12 protein-coding genes are annotated in these 14,561 nt (G+C 73.3%); 4 read left to right on the top strand and 8 right to left on the bottom strand.

Annotated features, from left to right (window positions below):
- Positions 1–4: 4 nt before the first annotated feature.
- The gene (locus HDG68_RS08390) at positions 5–226 is read right to left on the bottom strand and encodes a hypothetical protein (protein WP_172151045.1); all 222 of its coding nucleotides are present in this window, start codon (positions 224–226) and stop codon (positions 5–7) included.
- Positions 227–339: 113 nt separating this feature from the next.
- Between HDG68_RS08390 and HDG68_RS08385 the strand changes: the two genes are divergently transcribed.
- Positions 340–1,185 carry an aldo/keto reductase gene (locus HDG68_RS08385; protein WP_172151043.1) on the top strand — a complete coding sequence of 282 codons (846 nt, stop codon included), beginning with the start codon at positions 340–342 and terminating at the stop codon, positions 1,183–1,185.
- 127 nt (positions 1,186–1,312) lie between these two features.
- Here HDG68_RS08385 and ptsP read toward each other — a convergent pair whose 3' ends face one another.
- On the bottom strand, positions 1,313–2,986 hold the full coding sequence (gene ptsP, locus HDG68_RS08380; protein ID WP_172151041.1) for a phosphoenolpyruvate--protein phosphotransferase: 1,674 nt from the start codon (positions 2,984–2,986) through the stop codon (positions 1,313–1,315).
- Between the two features lie 115 nt (positions 2,987–3,101).
- Between ptsP and HDG68_RS08375 the strand changes: the two genes are divergently transcribed.
- Complete coding sequence (locus HDG68_RS08375) at positions 3,102–3,554, top strand: PTS sugar transporter subunit IIA (RefSeq protein ID WP_172151039.1); 453 nt, start codon at positions 3,102–3,104, stop codon at positions 3,552–3,554.
- Between the two features lie 26 nt (positions 3,555–3,580).
- On the opposite strand, the gene HDG68_RS08370 is transcribed toward HDG68_RS08375, so the two are convergent.
- A complete protein-coding gene (locus HDG68_RS08370; protein ID WP_172151037.1) occupies positions 3,581–4,663 on the bottom strand; it encodes a chymotrypsin family serine protease in 1,083 nt (360 codons plus the stop codon).
- Positions 4,664–4,824: 161 nt separating this feature from the next.
- Between HDG68_RS08370 and HDG68_RS08365 the strand changes: the two genes are divergently transcribed.
- Positions 4,825–5,055: a hypothetical protein gene (locus HDG68_RS08365; protein WP_172151035.1), complete on the top strand. Its 231-nt coding sequence runs from the start codon at positions 4,825–4,827 to the stop codon at positions 5,053–5,055.
- A gap of 48 nt (positions 5,056–5,103) precedes the next feature.
- On the opposite strand, the gene HDG68_RS08360 is transcribed toward HDG68_RS08365, so the two are convergent.
- A complete protein-coding gene (locus HDG68_RS08360; protein WP_172151033.1) occupies positions 5,104–7,587 on the bottom strand; it encodes a YhgE/Pip domain-containing protein in 2,484 nt (827 codons plus the stop codon).
- Complete coding sequence (locus HDG68_RS08355) at positions 7,584–10,490, bottom strand: efflux RND transporter permease subunit (protein WP_172151031.1); 2,907 nt, start codon at positions 10,488–10,490, stop codon at positions 7,584–7,586. The genes HDG68_RS08360 and HDG68_RS08355 overlap by 4 nt, the downstream gene beginning before the upstream one ends.
- A 166-nt stretch (positions 10,491–10,656) precedes the next feature.
- On the opposite strand from HDG68_RS08355, the gene HDG68_RS08350 reads away from it, so the two are divergent.
- Positions 10,657–11,304, top strand: a complete 648-nt coding sequence (locus HDG68_RS08350) for a TetR/AcrR family transcriptional regulator (protein WP_343037494.1) — start codon at positions 10,657–10,659, stop codon at positions 11,302–11,304.
- A 28-nt stretch (positions 11,305–11,332) separates the two neighbouring features.
- Here HDG68_RS08350 and HDG68_RS08345 read toward each other — a convergent pair whose 3' ends face one another.
- Genes HDG68_RS08345 through HDG68_RS08335 form a run of 3 tightly spaced genes read right to left on the bottom strand, consistent with a single transcriptional unit; the run spans position 11,333 to position 14,561 of the window.
- Positions 11,333–12,217 (bottom strand): carbohydrate ABC transporter permease, encoded by an 885-nt coding sequence (locus HDG68_RS08345; RefSeq protein WP_172151029.1) that lies wholly within the window; start codon positions 12,215–12,217, stop codon positions 11,333–11,335.
- Positions 12,218–12,219: 2 nt separating this feature from the next.
- Complete coding sequence (locus tag HDG68_RS08340) at positions 12,220–13,173, bottom strand: carbohydrate ABC transporter permease (protein ID WP_172151027.1); 954 nt, start codon at positions 13,171–13,173, stop codon at positions 12,220–12,222.
- Positions 13,173–14,561 (bottom strand): ABC transporter substrate-binding protein, encoded by a 1,389-nt coding sequence (locus HDG68_RS08335; RefSeq protein ID WP_172151025.1) that lies wholly within the window; start codon positions 14,559–14,561, stop codon positions 13,173–13,175. Before HDG68_RS08335 ends, HDG68_RS08340 begins: the two co-directional genes overlap by 1 nt.

The following is a 14,561-nucleotide window of genomic DNA, read 5'->3' as shown; positions in this document are numbered from 1 at the left end:
ACCGTCACAACGGCTGCACGGCCCCCACGACGCACACCGTCACCGGGACGCCCTCGACGTCGGGCGGCACGTCCTTGCGGGCGCGGACGTCGGCGACGTCGACCTGCAGGATCCACTCGTGCGACTCCCCGCGCTGCGTCAGCCCGACGCCCTGCACGCCGTCGACGCGCTGCAGACGCTCGCGCAGCATGCTCTTGGCGGCTCGTGCCTCGTCCCTCGTGACCATCGGATGACCTCCCGGGTGCTCCTTCCATTGTGCCCCCGCCGACGGCGGCCCGCCGCGACCGGAGTCACGCACCGGGGTCGCGCGCGGTGGCCGGTTGTGGTCACGATGGGCAGATGAGCACCGAGCAGCAGATCCCCGACCTCCTCCTCAACAGCGGCGTGTCGATCCCCCAGCTGGGGTTCGGCACCTTCCAGATCCCGCCGGAGCAGACCCGTGACGTCGTGGCCCAGGCGCTCGACATCGGTTACCGGCACATCGACACCGCGCAGATGTACCGCAACGAGCGCGGCGTAGGCGAGGCTCTGGCGGAGTCGGGCCTGGACCGCGACGACGTGTTCGTCACGAGCAAGCTGAACAACGCGTTCCACGCGCACGACGACGCGCTGGCGGCGTTCGACAAGACCCTCAAGGAGCTGCACCTCGAGCACGTCGACCTGTTCCTCATCCACTGGCCGCTGCCGAAGGTGGACAAGTACGTCGAGGCGTGGGGAGCCCTGGAGGAGATCTACCGGTCCGGGCGGGCGCGGGCGATCGGGGTGTCGAACTTCGAGCCCCACCATCTGCGCCGGCTGATGGACGAGTCCACCGTGGTCCCGGCCGTGAACCAGATCGAGGTGCACCCGTGGCTCGGCAACGAGGACGTGCGCGCCGTCGACGCCGAGCACGGCATCGTGACGGAGGCGTGGTCGCCGCTGGGCCGGGGTGCCGTGCTGGAGGACCCGACGATCGTGCGCATCGCCGGGAACCTGGACCGCACGCCCGCGCAGGTGGTGCTGCGCTGGCACATCGAGCGCGGCGACGTGATCTTCCCGAAGTCGGTGACGCCCGAGCGGATCAAGGAGAACTTCGCGCTCTTCGACTTCGAGCTCTCCGAAGCCGACATGGCGGACATCACGGCCCTGGACCGCGGCGAGCGGGTCGGCTCGCACCCGGACGAGATGAACAACACCGGCCGCTGAACCGGCGCGCCGGCGTCCCCGCCGACCGCACCCACCGTTGTGGGCGCACTTCCTTTGGTTCCAGACCTGGACATCACGGTCATCACGGGCCAGGAAGTGCGCCCGCAGCGGTGGAGGGCGGGCGGCCTCACAGACCCAGGTCGGTGAGCACCGGCCGGATCCGGTCGCGCACCGCCTGGCGCGCGGCGATCGGGTCGTCCTGGCCCAGCGCCAGCTCCGCCAGCTCGACGCACTCCGCGTCGCTCACGCGCCCCAGAACGGCCGCGACGTCGGCCAGGGCACGCGGCGTCATCGACAACGAGCGCACACCCAGGCCGACCAGCACCGGCGCCAGCGTCGCGTCCGCCGCCGCCTCGCCGCACACGCCGACCGGACGGTCGTGCTCCGCGGCACCCCTGCAGGTGGTGCGGACCAGCTCCAGGACCGCCGGCTGCCACGGGGAGGACAGCGCGGCGAGCTCGCCGAGCACACGGTCGGCGGCCATCGTGTACTGGATCAGGTCGTTGGTGCCCAGGCTGCCGAACGCCGCGTGCGCGAACACGGCGGACGAGCGCAGCGCCGCGGCCGGCACCTCGATCATGACGCCGGCCGTGTCCAGGCCGTGCCGCGCGCAGGCCGCCACGAACTCCGCGGTCTCCTCGGCCGTGGACACCATCGGGGCCATCACCCAGACCTCGGCGTTCTCGGCCTCGGCGGCCCGCGCGATCGCCTGGAGCTGGCGGTCCAGCACCCCCGGGCGCGACGACGCCGTGCGCAGACCCCGCACCCCGAGCGCCGGGTTGGGCTCGCCGTCGGACGTCACGAACGGCAACGGCTTGTCCGCACCGGCGTCGAGCGTGCGCACCACGACCTTGCGTCCCGGGAACGCCGAGAGCACCTGCCGGTAGGCCGCGACCTGTTCCGACATCCCGGGCTCGGCGCTGCGGCCCAGGAAGCAGAACTCGGTGCGGAACAGTCCCACGCCCTCCGCGGAGGCCTCGATCGCGGCCTGCGCCCCGGCCGGGTCGGCCACGTTGGCCAGCAGCTCGACGCGGGTGCCGTCGGCGGTGCGTCCGGTGCCGTCGAACCGACGCCGGCTCGTGACCTTCTGCTGCGCGGCCGCCACCGTGTCCGGGTCAGGGTCGCGCACGACGACGCCGGCCCCGCCGTCGAGCAGCACCGTCTCGCCGTCGATGATGTCCCGCGCGCCGCGCACCGCGACGACGGCCGGGATGCCCAGGGCCCGGGCGAGGATCGCGGTGTGCGACGTCGGCCCCCCGGAGCTCGTGACCACGCCCACCACGACCTCCGGGTCGAGGGAGGCGGTGTCGGCCGGGGCAAGGTCCTCGGCCACGAGCACGAACGGCACGTCGGACTGGGGCACGCCCGGTGGCCGCACCCCGATGAGCTCGGCGACGATGCGGTCGCGCACGTCCCGCACGTCCCGCGCCCGCTCCGACAGCGGCGGCCCCATCTTCTCGAGCTGGCGCACCGCCGCGCGCGCGGCGTCCCAGATGGCCCTCTCGGCGGTGAGCCGGTCCGTGCGGATCCGCCGCTCGGCGTCCGCGGTGAGTCCCGGGTCGGCCGCCATGGCGGCGGTGACGGCGAGGAGGTCGGCGGCCGTCCCCGTGGCCCGCCCGGCGCGCTCGGTGAGCTCGTCGCGGACCGCGCGCGCCGCGGCCGCGAGATGCTCGACGGCGGCCTCGACGTCGGCGCTGCCCACGCGGGTGGTCCGGGGCTCGGGCACCGGGTCGGGCATGGTGACGGCCGGCCCCGCGGCGCGCCCCGGACTGACCGGCGCTCCGGTGAGCGTCGTGCTCATGCCATCGACCTCCGAACCCCACCACGCAACGCCGCGCGCACCGACCCGTTCCGTGCAGACTGGTCGATGCACCACCCCGTGTCAACAGTCCGCACCGACCAGCCCGGAGGCCCCGATGCCGCTGACCGTCCGCTCCCCCGTCGCCGGCCGCGTGATCCCCACCGACGAGGTGCCCGACCCGGTCTTCGCCGGAGGACTCGTCGGGCCCGGGACCGCCGTCGAGCCCACGGGCGACGACGTGACCGCACCCGTCGACGGCCGCGTGGTCAAGCTGCACCCGCACGCGTTCGTGGTGCAGAGTCCGGACGGACCCGCGGTGCTCGTGCACCTGGGGATCGACACCGTCCAGCTCGGCGGCGAGGGCTTCACCCTGCACGTCGTCGAGGGGGACGAGGTGACGGCCGGCGACCCCGTCGTGACCTGGTCTCCCGCGGCGGTGCGCGACGGCGGACGCTCGGCCGCGTGCCCCGTCGTCGTCCTCGAGGCGCCGCCCGAGCAGGTGGAGCTCCTCGCCGCGCCGGGCTCCGACGTCAGCCCCGGAGACCCCCTCCTGACGCTGTGGGCATGAAATGCCCACAGCGTCAGGAGGGGCGGTCAGCGCAGCCGGACGCCCAGCGCGGTCAGCACCGCGTCGACCGGGTTGACGTAGGTCAGCCCGCTGCCGTCGGGGCCACCCGTCTCCGAGCCCGCGAACAGCAGCCCCAGCGCGACGCCGTCGGCCCGGTACACGAGCGAGCCCGAGTCCCCGCCGCGGGAGAACGGGCCCGGCGCGGTCGACTCCACCTCGATCTGCCCGTCGAACGCGAGCACGCCCAGCTCGGGCCCGTACCCGACGAGCACGTCGTCCATCTCGATCGCCGACACGCGTCCCTGCGTGTGCCCGGTGGTGCGGCCGATCTTCTCGACCGCGTCCCCCGGCATCGCCTCCGCCGTCGTCGTGATGCGGCCCACGGGGTAGTCGAGGTCGACCTGCGGGTCGTCCAGCAGCGCCACGGCCGCGTCGACGGTCGCCCGCTCCCCCGCCGCCAGCGGGACCACCGCCGCGACCGTGCCCACCCGGTCGGCGGGATCGGTGCCGCCGTCGGCCGGCCCGGGCTGCAGCACCCCGTCGCCCGGCGCCCCGTCCAGCACGTGCCGGTTCGAGAGCGCGTACAGCGCGTCCGGACCGCCGGGCAGGTCCGGCGCCCCGGGGACCGCGCAGTCCGGGTCGGCCACGACGAACCCGCCGAGCGTGCCCGCCGTGACGTCCACGTGCGCGATCGAGACGCCCGGTCGCAGCGGTCGGACCCGCGAGGTCTCGCCGAGCGCGAGCGCCGTGGCGACGGGCGGCTGCGGCTCGACGACGTCCGACCGGCTGCTGGCGCGGCGCCCCGGGCTCAGCCGGCGGATGCGACCCGTGCGCCGGACGTCGGGTGCCGGACCGGCCTCGGCGGCGACCCGGCGGACCACGGCCCGGGCCGCCGGCACACCGAGCCGGTAGCGCACCGCGATCTGGTAGCTGCCGGGTTCCGCGGACGGCGCGAGCCCGATCGAGACCGTGGGCGCCCGCACCGCGGCGAGCGGCCCGCCGTCGGGCACCGAGGCCTGGGGCGTGACCGCGACGCCGTAACGTTCGGCCAGGTCACGGGCGTAGTCGGTCAGGTGGTGCTTGGTCTCGCGCGCCTGCGTCAGGTCCATGGGGCGAGTCTGTCGGACGACGTCGCGTTCGGCGCGGCGGGCGCGCCCGAGGCGGTCCGGTCCGACGCCCGGGGCGACGTCTGAGGAAGACCTGAGGAAAATCCCTGCCCACCTGGGCCGATACGCGTCACAAGTCCGCGGTACGACACTCTCTGCCGGTGATGAGGAACTCCACGACGGTCGACGAGGTACGCGCCGCGGTCCGCTGGGCACTGTCCCACGACCTGACGGCGCTCCTGGCGTACCGCCAGGTCACCCACGTGGACAAGGCGGGCCGCCGGCAGGCGGACGCCGCCCTGGTCGCGCACTGGCAGCAGGCCACCGGTGCCGGCTTCCGCCCCGTGCAGATCCAGGAACGCCAGAACGCCGCACCGCTGCCCCGGCGTCACTGAGGACCGGGCTGCGGCACGGCGTCCCAGGGGGCCGTCCGACGGCGCAGGTCAGGTGCGCAGCAGCGCCGCGACCCGGGTGCGACGCGCCCGCGCCGCGGCCCCGACGCCCAGCCCGATCCCCGCGAGCGTCCACAGGACCAGCACGGTGATCGCACCGGCCAGGCCACCGACACCGGACAAGACGACGGCGGACAGCGCCGACTGCGCCGCACCGGTCGGCAGGAAGTCGGCCACGGCGACCAGCACGTCCGGCACGGTGGCCACCACGCCGGTCCCGATGAGCAGCACCGCCATCAGCAGGCTGATCCCGCGCCCGACGTTGCCCAGCCAGGCCAGGAAGCCGAGGTGCGCGGCCACGAAGCACACGGACACCAGCGCTCCGACCACGATCGCACCGAGCCAGCCGCCGAGGGACAGGCCCTCGACGCCCGCCAGGATCGCGCCGACGGCGGCACCGGTCCCCGTGCCGATCGCGGCGGGCACCGCCAGTGCGCCCAGCGTGAGCCGCAGCGAGGAGCGCGTCGAACCCAGGGCACGGGCGGCCACGGGCGGGTAGACCGTCAGCAGGCCGAGCGCCCCGAGCCACAGGGCGACGACGGCGAACAGCGGTCCGGTGGCCCCGGTGGACAGATCGTCCACCCCGGGCGCGGCGACCGGGTCGGCGACGACGCCGGAGAGGTTCTCGCGCTCGCTGTCCGAGTAGGTCGGGATGCCCGACGCCGCCTCGTCCAGACCGCCGGCCAGGTCGGTCGCACCGTCGGAGAGCTGGTCGACGCCGTCGGCCAGACCCTGGGACCCGTCGGCGAGCCCGTCCGCTCCGCTCACGAGCTCCCCGGCGCCGGCGTCGAGCTGCCCGACGCCGTCCGCGAACCCAGACACGCCCGTCGCGAGCTCGCTGGCCCCGGCGTCGAGCTGGTCCACCCCGGCGGCGAACTGGTCGACGCCGGACGCGAGACCGGTGGCGCCGGCGTCGAGCTGCCCGACGCCGTCCGCGAACCCGGACACGCCCGTCGCGAGCTCGCTGGCGCCGGCGTCGAGCTGGTCGATGCCGCCGGCCAGGTCCGTCGCACCGGACGCGACGCCGTCGGCCCCGGCGGCGACCTGGTCGTTGCCGGCGGCGAGCTCCCGGAGCCCGTCGCCGAGCTCGGCGTTGCCGTCGGCGATGCCGCGGGTACCCGTCGCGACCTGCTCGGCGCCGGCGGCGAGCTGCGCCGTGCCGTCGGCGAGCTCCGTGACCTGCCCGCGGGCGCTCAGGAGCGCGCTGGTGACCTCGTCGAACTCGCCGGTGACGTCACCGGACAGGCTGGCCAGCGCGGCGCGGATCTCCTCGAGCTGGAGGCAGGCGGCGCTGTCGGGCGTGGTCTCGCACCCGAGCGCGGCGGCGGCCTCGTCGAGGGCCGCGGTCACCTCGGCCGCGTTCTGCTCGTAGCCCGCCGCGATCTCGTCGATCCCCGCCTGGATGTCCTCCTCCGAGGGGATCTGCTCGTTGATCTGCCCGGCCTGGTCGGCCAGCTGCTGCACGCCGCCGGCGACCTCGTCGGCCCCGTCGGCGAGCTCGTACCCGCCGTCGGCGAGGTCGTCGGCCCCGTCGGCGCTCTCGCGGATGCCACCGCTGATCCCGGCCACGCCGGCCGCGACCTGGTTCGCGCCGTCGGCGAGCGCGTCGGCGCCGTCGGCGGCCTCGCCCACCCCGTCCGCGTACTGCTGGGCGCCCGTGGCGAGCTGTTGACCGCCGTCGGCGGCCTGACCCACGCCGTCGGCGAGCTGGTCGGCACCGGAGACCAGCGCGTCCGTCCCGGAGGCGGCCTCGGACACGCCGGCGGCGTACTGCTGCGCACCGTCGGCGAGCTGGAAGCCGCCCGAGGCGGCCTCGTCGAGCCCGACGGCGAACTGGTCGACGCCGTCGGCGTACTGGCCGGCGCCGTCGGCGAGCTCGTCGGCGCCCGAGGCGGTCTGGTCGACGCCGTCGGCGAGCTGGTCCGCGCCGTCGGCCGCCTCCCCGATGCCGTCGGAGAGGTCGTTGAAGCCGACCAGGACGTTGTCCACGTAGGTCTCGGTCAGCGACGAGCCCATGACGGACGTCGCGGTGGTGGCCACGATCCGGGCCAGGGCGTCGTCGACGACCCGACCGCCCGCCGGGGTGGAGATGTCGATGGTGGCCTGCTCGGCGTCGGCCGGGTCCTCGGACCCGAACGACGTCGCGGCCGCGGAGAAGCCCTCCGGAATGGTGACGACGGCGGCGTAGGTGCCGTCGGCCAGCCCGTCGGTGGCGTGCTCGGTGTCGGTGAGGGTCCAGTCGTAGTTCACGTCCGAGTCCTCGGCGCCGCCGACGAGCCCGGCGGCGAGCTGACGGCCGAGGGGCACGGTCTGCCCGTCCACCTCGACCGGCTCGTCGTTGTTGACGATCGCCGCCTGGACGGTGTCCAGCCGGTCGACGGGGTTCCACAGCGCGGCCAGCAGGATGCCGAGCGCCAGCACGGGCAGGAGGGCGACCGCGGCGACGGACCACGGGTTCTGGCGGACGCGGTTCATGCCCGCACCTCCTCGGGGGTCGTGTTCGGGTTGGCGCGGGACTCGTCCCCGGACGCCGCGCTGTCGGTGCCGTCGGCGCTGTCCGCCGCGGGCGACGGCGGTGCGTGGGCCTCGTCGTCGGGCGGCGGGGGCGGCACCTCGCCACCACCCAGGTGGACGGGTGCTCCCCAGCCGGCGCCCACGTCGAGCACGGGGCTGCCGTCGGGCAGCAGGTCGGTGACCGCGACGCCGGTGGAGCCGACCAGCAGGGTGACGCCGGCAGCGTGCGCCGCGGCGAACGCCTCGGCCAGGGCCTCCCGGTCGGTCCGGTCGGCGACGACGTCGGTGCGGTCGACGACGACGATCCGGGCGCCCTCGCGCACGGCGGTGGTCACGGCGTCGGCCGCGGGGTCGGTGACGGCGTCGACGACGGCGACCCGGGCCCGGACGGATCCGCCGCGTTCCGGCAGGACGTACCCGGCGACCTTCAGCGCGCCGGCGTCCGGGTGCACCCGTCCCGCCAGGGTCAGCAGCAGGGTGTTGACGGGCGCGGTGGCGTCGCCGTGCACGGCGAGGGATCCACCGTCGAGCACGCGCACCGAGAAGGGGCCGACGAGCGGCGGCTCCCCGAGGCCCGGGCCGCGCGGTCCGGCGACCTCGACCTCGTGGGCGACGACGGCGTCGGCGCGGCCGTCGGCGCGCTCACCGGGCCACGACGCGAGCCGCAGCTCCTTGGCGATGCCCTCGCCCTCGACGTCGAACGTCGGCAGGGCGCGGTCGAGCCAGCGCGGGATCCACCAGGCCCGGTCGCCGAGCAGGGCGAGCACCGCGGGCACCAGCACCATCCGCACCACGAAGGCGTCGACGGCCACGCCGACGGCGAGCCCCAGCGCGATGGGTTTGAGCGTCATGTCGCCCTCGGGCACGAACGCCACGAACACGGAGAACATGATGACGGCGGCGGCCGTGACGACCTTGGCGGCGCCCTGGAACCCGGTCAGCACCGCGCGGCGGGCGCGGCGGCCGTTGTGGACGAAGTCCTCCCGGATGCGGGAGACGAGGAAGACCTCGTAGTCCATGGCCAGGCCGAACAGCACGCCCATGAGGATGATGGGCATGAAGCTGATGACGGGGCCGAGCTTGGTCACGTGCAGCGCGTCGGCGAACAGCCCGTGCTCGAACACGAGCGTGACGGCACCGAACGCCGCCCCGACGCTCAGCAGGAACCCGACGGTGGCCTTGACGGGCACCCAGATGGAGCGGAACACCATCATGAGCAGCAGCAGCGACAGGCCGACGACGACGAACCCGAACGGGAGCAGCGCCTCGCCGAGCTTGTCGGACACGTCGATGCCGACGGCGGTGAAGCCGGTGACGGCGAGCTCGACGCCGTACTCGCTGAGCCAGTAGTCCTCCATGTCCCGGATCTCGGCCACGAGCGCCTTGGTCGCCTCGGAGTCCGGGGCGCCCTCGGGGATCACCTGAATGATGCCCGTGTCGGCGGTCTGGTTCGGGGTGGCCATGGGCACGTCCGCGACGCCGGGCAGGTCCTCGATCTCGGCGGCGAGGTCGTCCATGAGACCGAGCGGGTCGGTGGACTCGATGATGGACCCGGTGACGATCAGGGGGCCGTTGAACCCGTCGCCGAAGTACTCGCCGACCAGGTCGTACGTCTGGCGGGCCTCGTTGTCCTCCGGCAGGTAGCCGGCGTCGGGCAGCGCGAGGCGCAGGTTCGTCGCCGGGAACGCCAGGGCCCCGAGGGCGACCACGACCAGCACGATCGTCACGATCGGCTTCTTGGTGACGGCTTTGACCCACCCGGCGAAGAACCGGTTCTCGTGCCCGGTGGCGTCCGGCTCGGGCGCCTGCCCGGACCGCTTGCCGCGGCGGGCCTTCTTCGGCCGGGGCCGCAGCCGGTCCCCGGCCATGGCGAGCAGCGCGGGCAGCAGCGTCAGGGAGACGACGACGGCGAGGCCCACGGACACGGCGGCGGCGACACCCATGATCGACAGGAACGGGATGCCGGCGACGCTGAGGCCGACCAGGGCGATCATCACGGTCAGCCCGGCGAAGACGACGGCGGACCCGGCCGTCGCGGTGGCGCGGGCCACGGACTCGCGCACCTCGACACCCTCGCGCAGCAGCTCCTGGTGCCGCGAGACGATGAACAGCGCGTAGTCGATGCCGACGGCGAGGCCGAGCATCAGCCCGAGCATCGGGGTCGTGGAGTTGATGGGGCCGAACACGGTGGCGGCCAGGAGCAGCAGCATCGAGACGCCGACGCCGACCAGCGCGTTCACCAGCGGCAGCCCCGCGGCGACGAACGAACCGAGCGTGATCATCAGGACGATCAGCGCCACGACCACACCGATCGCCTCGACGATGCTCAGCGCGGGCAGCTCGGTGGAGAAGAGCTCACCGCCGAGCGAGGCCTGGCTGCCGTCGGGCAGGGCCGCGGCGAGCTCGTCGGTGATGCCGTGCAGCTCGTCCTTGGTGGCGTCGCTGATGGAGAAGGCGTCGCCGTCGAGCTGGACCTGCAGGATCGTGGCGCGGTCGTCGTCGCTGACCGAGGCGCTCAGCATCTCGTCGTAGGGGGTGGACACGACGCGCACCTCGTCGAGCGCCTCGATGTCCTCGGCGGCGTCCTCGACCGGGTCGCGCACGTCGTCGTCCTCGATGGTGCCGCCCTCGGGGGCGACCACGATGATCTGCGCGGAGGAGCCGCTGACCTCGGGGAACGTCGCCGAGAGCTGGTCGAGCGCCTGCTGGGACTCCGTCCCGGGGATGGTGATCGAGTTGTCGAAGCCCTGGTAGACGAGTGCTCCGGCACCACCGACCACCACGAGGACGCCGACCCAGGCGACGACCACGAGGCGGCGGGCGCCGGCGGCCCAGTGGCCGAGGGAGTAGAGGACGGAGGACACAGCGGGCTCCCGGTGTGCGTCGTGTGCGGAGCGGGCGGCCGGTGCCGACCCGCGACGGGCGATCCGATACGACACTGTATCCGATGCATGAATGTATCCGATACACCGGCGCATTGGCTACAGTGAAGGCACACCGGACCGACGACGAGCCACCGAGGAGGCCACCGTGACCGCTGCACTGCCGGTGCAGACCACCAGCGTGCGCTCGTCCCGGCGCGAGCGCACCCGCGAACGGCTGCTCGACGCCGCCTTCGAGGTGTTCGCCGAGCACGGCATCGCCGGCGGGTCGATCGAGGCCGTCTGCGATGCCGCAGGCTTCACCCGAGGCGCGTTCTACTCGAACTTCGCCTCCAAGGAGGAGCTCTTCCACGCGATCGTCGACCGCGAGGCCCGGCGCCACCTCGACGCGCTCGAGCGGGCCGCGGCGGAGATCGACACCTCGGCCGTCGCCACGGCCGAGGGCTTCCGCGAGGCCGTCACCGAGCTGGTCGCCGCCGTCGGACTCGACGAGGCGGGCCACCGGGCGTGGACACTGATGAACGCCGAGTTCGAGCTGCTCGCCCTGCGCGAGCCCGAGGTCGCGACCCGCTACGTGGCCGAGCAGCAGAGACTGCGCGCCGAGGTGATGCGGGCGATCGAGGCGCTGCTCGAACGGTTCGGCCTGACCTTCGCCGTCGACACGGCCACGGCCGTCGACCTGCTCATGGACTCCGCGGAGTCCAGCACCCGTGCCGCCATGCTGGGCGCCCCGGCGGAGCAGCATCCCGTCGCCCGGCTGCAGGCCGTCGTCGACCTGCTCGTCCAGCCCTGCTGACCTGCGGCAGGACGACGGGCCGCCCGTCCTACTTGATCGCCCCCATCGACAGCCCGCGGACCAGCTGCTTCTGCGCTATCCAACCCGCCAGGATCACCGGCAGGGAGGCCAGCAGCGCCGCGGCGCACAGCCGCGCCAGGAACAGGCCCTCGCTGGTCATCGTCGAGACGATGAACAGCGGGACCGTCGCCGCCCGCGACGCCGTGAGGTTCAGGGCGAAGAAGAACTCGTTCCACGCGAAGATCACGCAGATCAGCGCCGTCGCGGCGATGCCCGGCGCCACCATCGGCATGAGCACCGAACGCAGCGTCTTGAGCAGCCCCGCGCCATCCATCGCGGCCGCCTCAAGCACCTCGGCGGGGACCTCCTGGAAGAACGACCGCATCATCCACACGGCCAGCGGCAGGTTCATGGCGGTGTAGAGCACGACCAGGGTCCAGATGTTGTCCAGGGCGTGGATCTCGCCGGCGATCACGTAGATCGGCACGATCACCGCCACAACCGGCAGCATCTTGGTGGAGATGAAGAAGAACAGCACGTCGCTGACCTTCTCGACCGGACGGATCGACAGCGCATACGCCGCGGGGATACCGAGCAGCAGCACCAGGAGGGTCGACACCCCGGTGGCGATGACGGAGTTGAGCACGTAGGTGCCCGAACCGCCCTCCACGACGGCCCGGAACTGGTCCAGCGTCGGGGTGAAGAAGAACGTCGGCGGGTCGGACTGCGCCTCGGCCTCCTGCTTGAAGGCGGTCATCGCGAGCCAGGCCACCGGGAAGAAGAACCCGACGGCGAGGATCCAGGTCAGCGTGGTGAGCAGCATGCCCGTGGAGCGGCGACGCGTCGCGGGGTCGCGGCGTGGGGCGCGGGCCGCCGGCGCGCCGGCGTCACGGGGGGGTGCGGTGGCGGTCATGCTCACTCCTTGACGTCGAAGCTGCGGAAGATGAGGCGCAGCGCGGCGGAGGCGACGATGATCGTGGCGATGACGACGACCACGCCCATCGCGGCGGCCTGCCCCACGTCGAACCCGAGGAAGGCGCGCTGGTAGATGTAGAAGGGCAGGTTGGCGCTGGCCGTCCCGGGCCCGCCGGCGGTCATGAGGTAGATCTGGTCGAACGTGTTGACCACGTAGATGATCCCCAGCAGCAGGCCGAGCTCGATGTAGCGCCGCAGTTGCGGCAGCGTGATGGAGACGAAGGTCCGGCCCGGCCCGGCGCCGTCCATCTGCGCTGCCTCGAGCACGTCCTTGGGTTGCGCCTGCAGCCCGGCGAGGACCAGCAGCATCATGAACGGCGTCCATTGCCACACCAGCGCCATGACGATCGACAGCACGGGGAACGTCGACGTCCAGTCCACCGGGTCGATGCCCACCAGCCCGATCGTCCAGTTGAACAGCCCGAACGTCGGGTTGAGGATCGCCATCGACCAGAGCACCGACGACGCCACGGGCATCAGCAGGAACGGCGTGATGAGCAGCGTCCGTGCCACGCTGCGGCCGGGGAACGACCGGTCGAGCAGCAGCGCGAGCCCGATGCCGAGCGCCATCGCCACGACGACGCACCCGAGCGTGATGACCACCGAGTTCACGGCGGCCTGGCGGAACGTGGAGTCCAGGACGATGTCGCCGTAGTTCGCCAGGCCCACGAACTGGTCGCTGCCCGGGTTGAGGAGGTTCCGCGAGCGCAGCGAGTACCAGATCGTCACGAGGAACGGGATCTGGGTGACCACGATCGTGAAGATCAGGGCCGGAAGCAGGGGGCCACGACGGCGCCAGCGCTCGGCCCGGGGCAGCGTGTGTCGGTCCCTCGCGGCCCGGCTGCTCTGGGCGCGGCGCAGGCTCTGCGCGTGGCCCACGGTCGTCGTCGTCATCACGAACCTCCGTCGCGGTAGGTCTCGGCCACGGTCTCGGCGTAGCGCTGCGACTGCTCGAGCGCCTCGGCGACGCTCTGCTGCCCCGCGATGGCCGCCGACATCTGCTGACCGACGCGCGTGCCGAGGTCCTGGAACTCGGGGATGCCGACGAACTGGATCCCGGGGTACGGGACCGGCCGGACCATCGTGTTGTCCTGGGTCGCCTCCCCCATCGAGGCGAGCGTGGCCTCCGCGTAGGCCTCGGAGACCTCCGCGTACTCGGGGATCTCGTAGGTCGAGAGGCGGCTGCCCGGTGGGACGCGCTCCCAGGACAGTTCCTCGCCGACGAGGCGGATGTACTCGGGGTCCGTCATCCAGGAGACGAAGTCCCACGCCGCGTCCTTGTGCTCGCTCGTCGAGGGGATCGCGAGCGACCACGAGTACAGCCACCCCGCGGCGTCGGTCTCGGCCACCGGCGCCGGCGCGTACCCGACGTCACCGGCGACGGTGGACGAAGCAGGGTCCTCGACGCTGGAGACCATCGAGGTCGCGTCGTACCACATGGCCGCGTTGCCCTGGGAGAACCGGGTCAGGCAGTCCCCGAACCCCGAGGTCGCCGCGCCGGGCTGGCCGTACTCCCGGACGGTGTCGACGTAGGTCTCAACGGCCTGCCGGACCTCCGGGCTGTCGAGCGTCGCATTCCAGTCCTCGTCGAACCAGCTGCCGCCGTGGGTGTTGATGACCGTGTCCAACGGCGCCATGACCTCGCCCCAGCCGGCGAGGCCGCGCAGGCACACACCGGAGAAGTCGTCCGCGGGGTCGTCGAGCTGGGCGGCGAGCTCGCGCACTTCGCTCCACGTGGGCCGCTCCGGCATCTCGAGCCCCTCGGCCTCGAAGAGGTCCGCGCGGTAGGCGAGGAACGAGGACTCGCCGTAGAACGGCACCGAGTAGAGGTCCCCGTCCACCGACAGCGCCTCGCGGACCGACGGGACGAAGTCGTCGGGCGCGTAGCCGTCGGTGGCGTCCGCGTACGGCTGGAGGTTCTCGATCCAGCCGTTCTCCGCCCACATGGGCGTCTCGTAGTTGGAGATCATGACCACGTCGAACTCGCCACCGCCGGTGGCGACGGAGGCGGTGATCTTGGCGCGGGCCTCGTTCTCCGGGAGGCTGACGAACCGGACGTCGACGCCGGGGTGCTCGGCACGGAAGTGGTCCTGCAGGGCGATCGCGTCCTGCATCTGGGGGTTGGAGACGATGGCGACGACGATCTGCTCGCCGTCGCCGCCGATGGCCCCGGCCCCGGCACAGGCCCCGAGGCCCAGGGTCAGCGCGACGGTCCCGGCGGCGGCGCGGAACCGTCCACCACCGCTCCTCGGTCGCCGTCGCACGCGATGCGGCTCGAACAT

This window comes from Isoptericola chiayiensis (assembly GCF_013149805.1).
Lineage (GTDB): Bacteria > Actinomycetota > Actinomycetes > Actinomycetales > Cellulomonadaceae > Isoptericola > Isoptericola chiayiensis.
This window is presented reverse-complemented; position numbering and strand designations above follow the sequence as displayed.

Coding starts and splice junctions, on each gene's coding strand:
- HDG68_RS08390 (WP_172151045.1), bottom strand. CDS start 226: ATGGTCACGAGGGACGAGGCACGAGCCGCCAAGAGCATGCTGCGCGAG.
- HDG68_RS08385 (WP_172151043.1), top strand. CDS start 340: ATGAGCACCGAGCAGCAGATCCCCGACCTCCTCCTCAACAGCGGCGTG.
- ptsP (WP_172151041.1), bottom strand. CDS start 2,986: ATGAGCACGACGCTCACCGGAGCGCCGGTCAGTCCGGGGCGCGCCGCG.
- HDG68_RS08375 (WP_172151039.1), top strand. CDS start 3,102: ATGCCGCTGACCGTCCGCTCCCCCGTCGCCGGCCGCGTGATCCCCACC.
- HDG68_RS08370 (WP_172151037.1), bottom strand. CDS start 4,663: ATGGACCTGACGCAGGCGCGCGAGACCAAGCACCACCTGACCGACTAC.
- HDG68_RS08365 (WP_172151035.1), top strand. CDS start 4,825: ATGAGGAACTCCACGACGGTCGACGAGGTACGCGCCGCGGTCCGCTGG.
- HDG68_RS08360 (WP_172151033.1), bottom strand. CDS start 7,587: ATGAACCGCGTCCGCCAGAACCCGTGGTCCGTCGCCGCGGTCGCCCTC.
- HDG68_RS08345 (WP_172151029.1), bottom strand. CDS start 12,217: ATGACCGCCACCGCACCCCCCCGTGACGCCGGCGCGCCGGCGGCCCGC.
- HDG68_RS08340 (WP_172151027.1), bottom strand. CDS start 13,173: ATGACGACGACGACCGTGGGCCACGCGCAGAGCCTGCGCCGCGCCCAG.
- HDG68_RS08335 (WP_172151025.1), bottom strand. CDS start 14,561: ATGTTCGAGCCGCATCGCGTGCGACGGCGACCGAGGAGCGGTGGTGGA.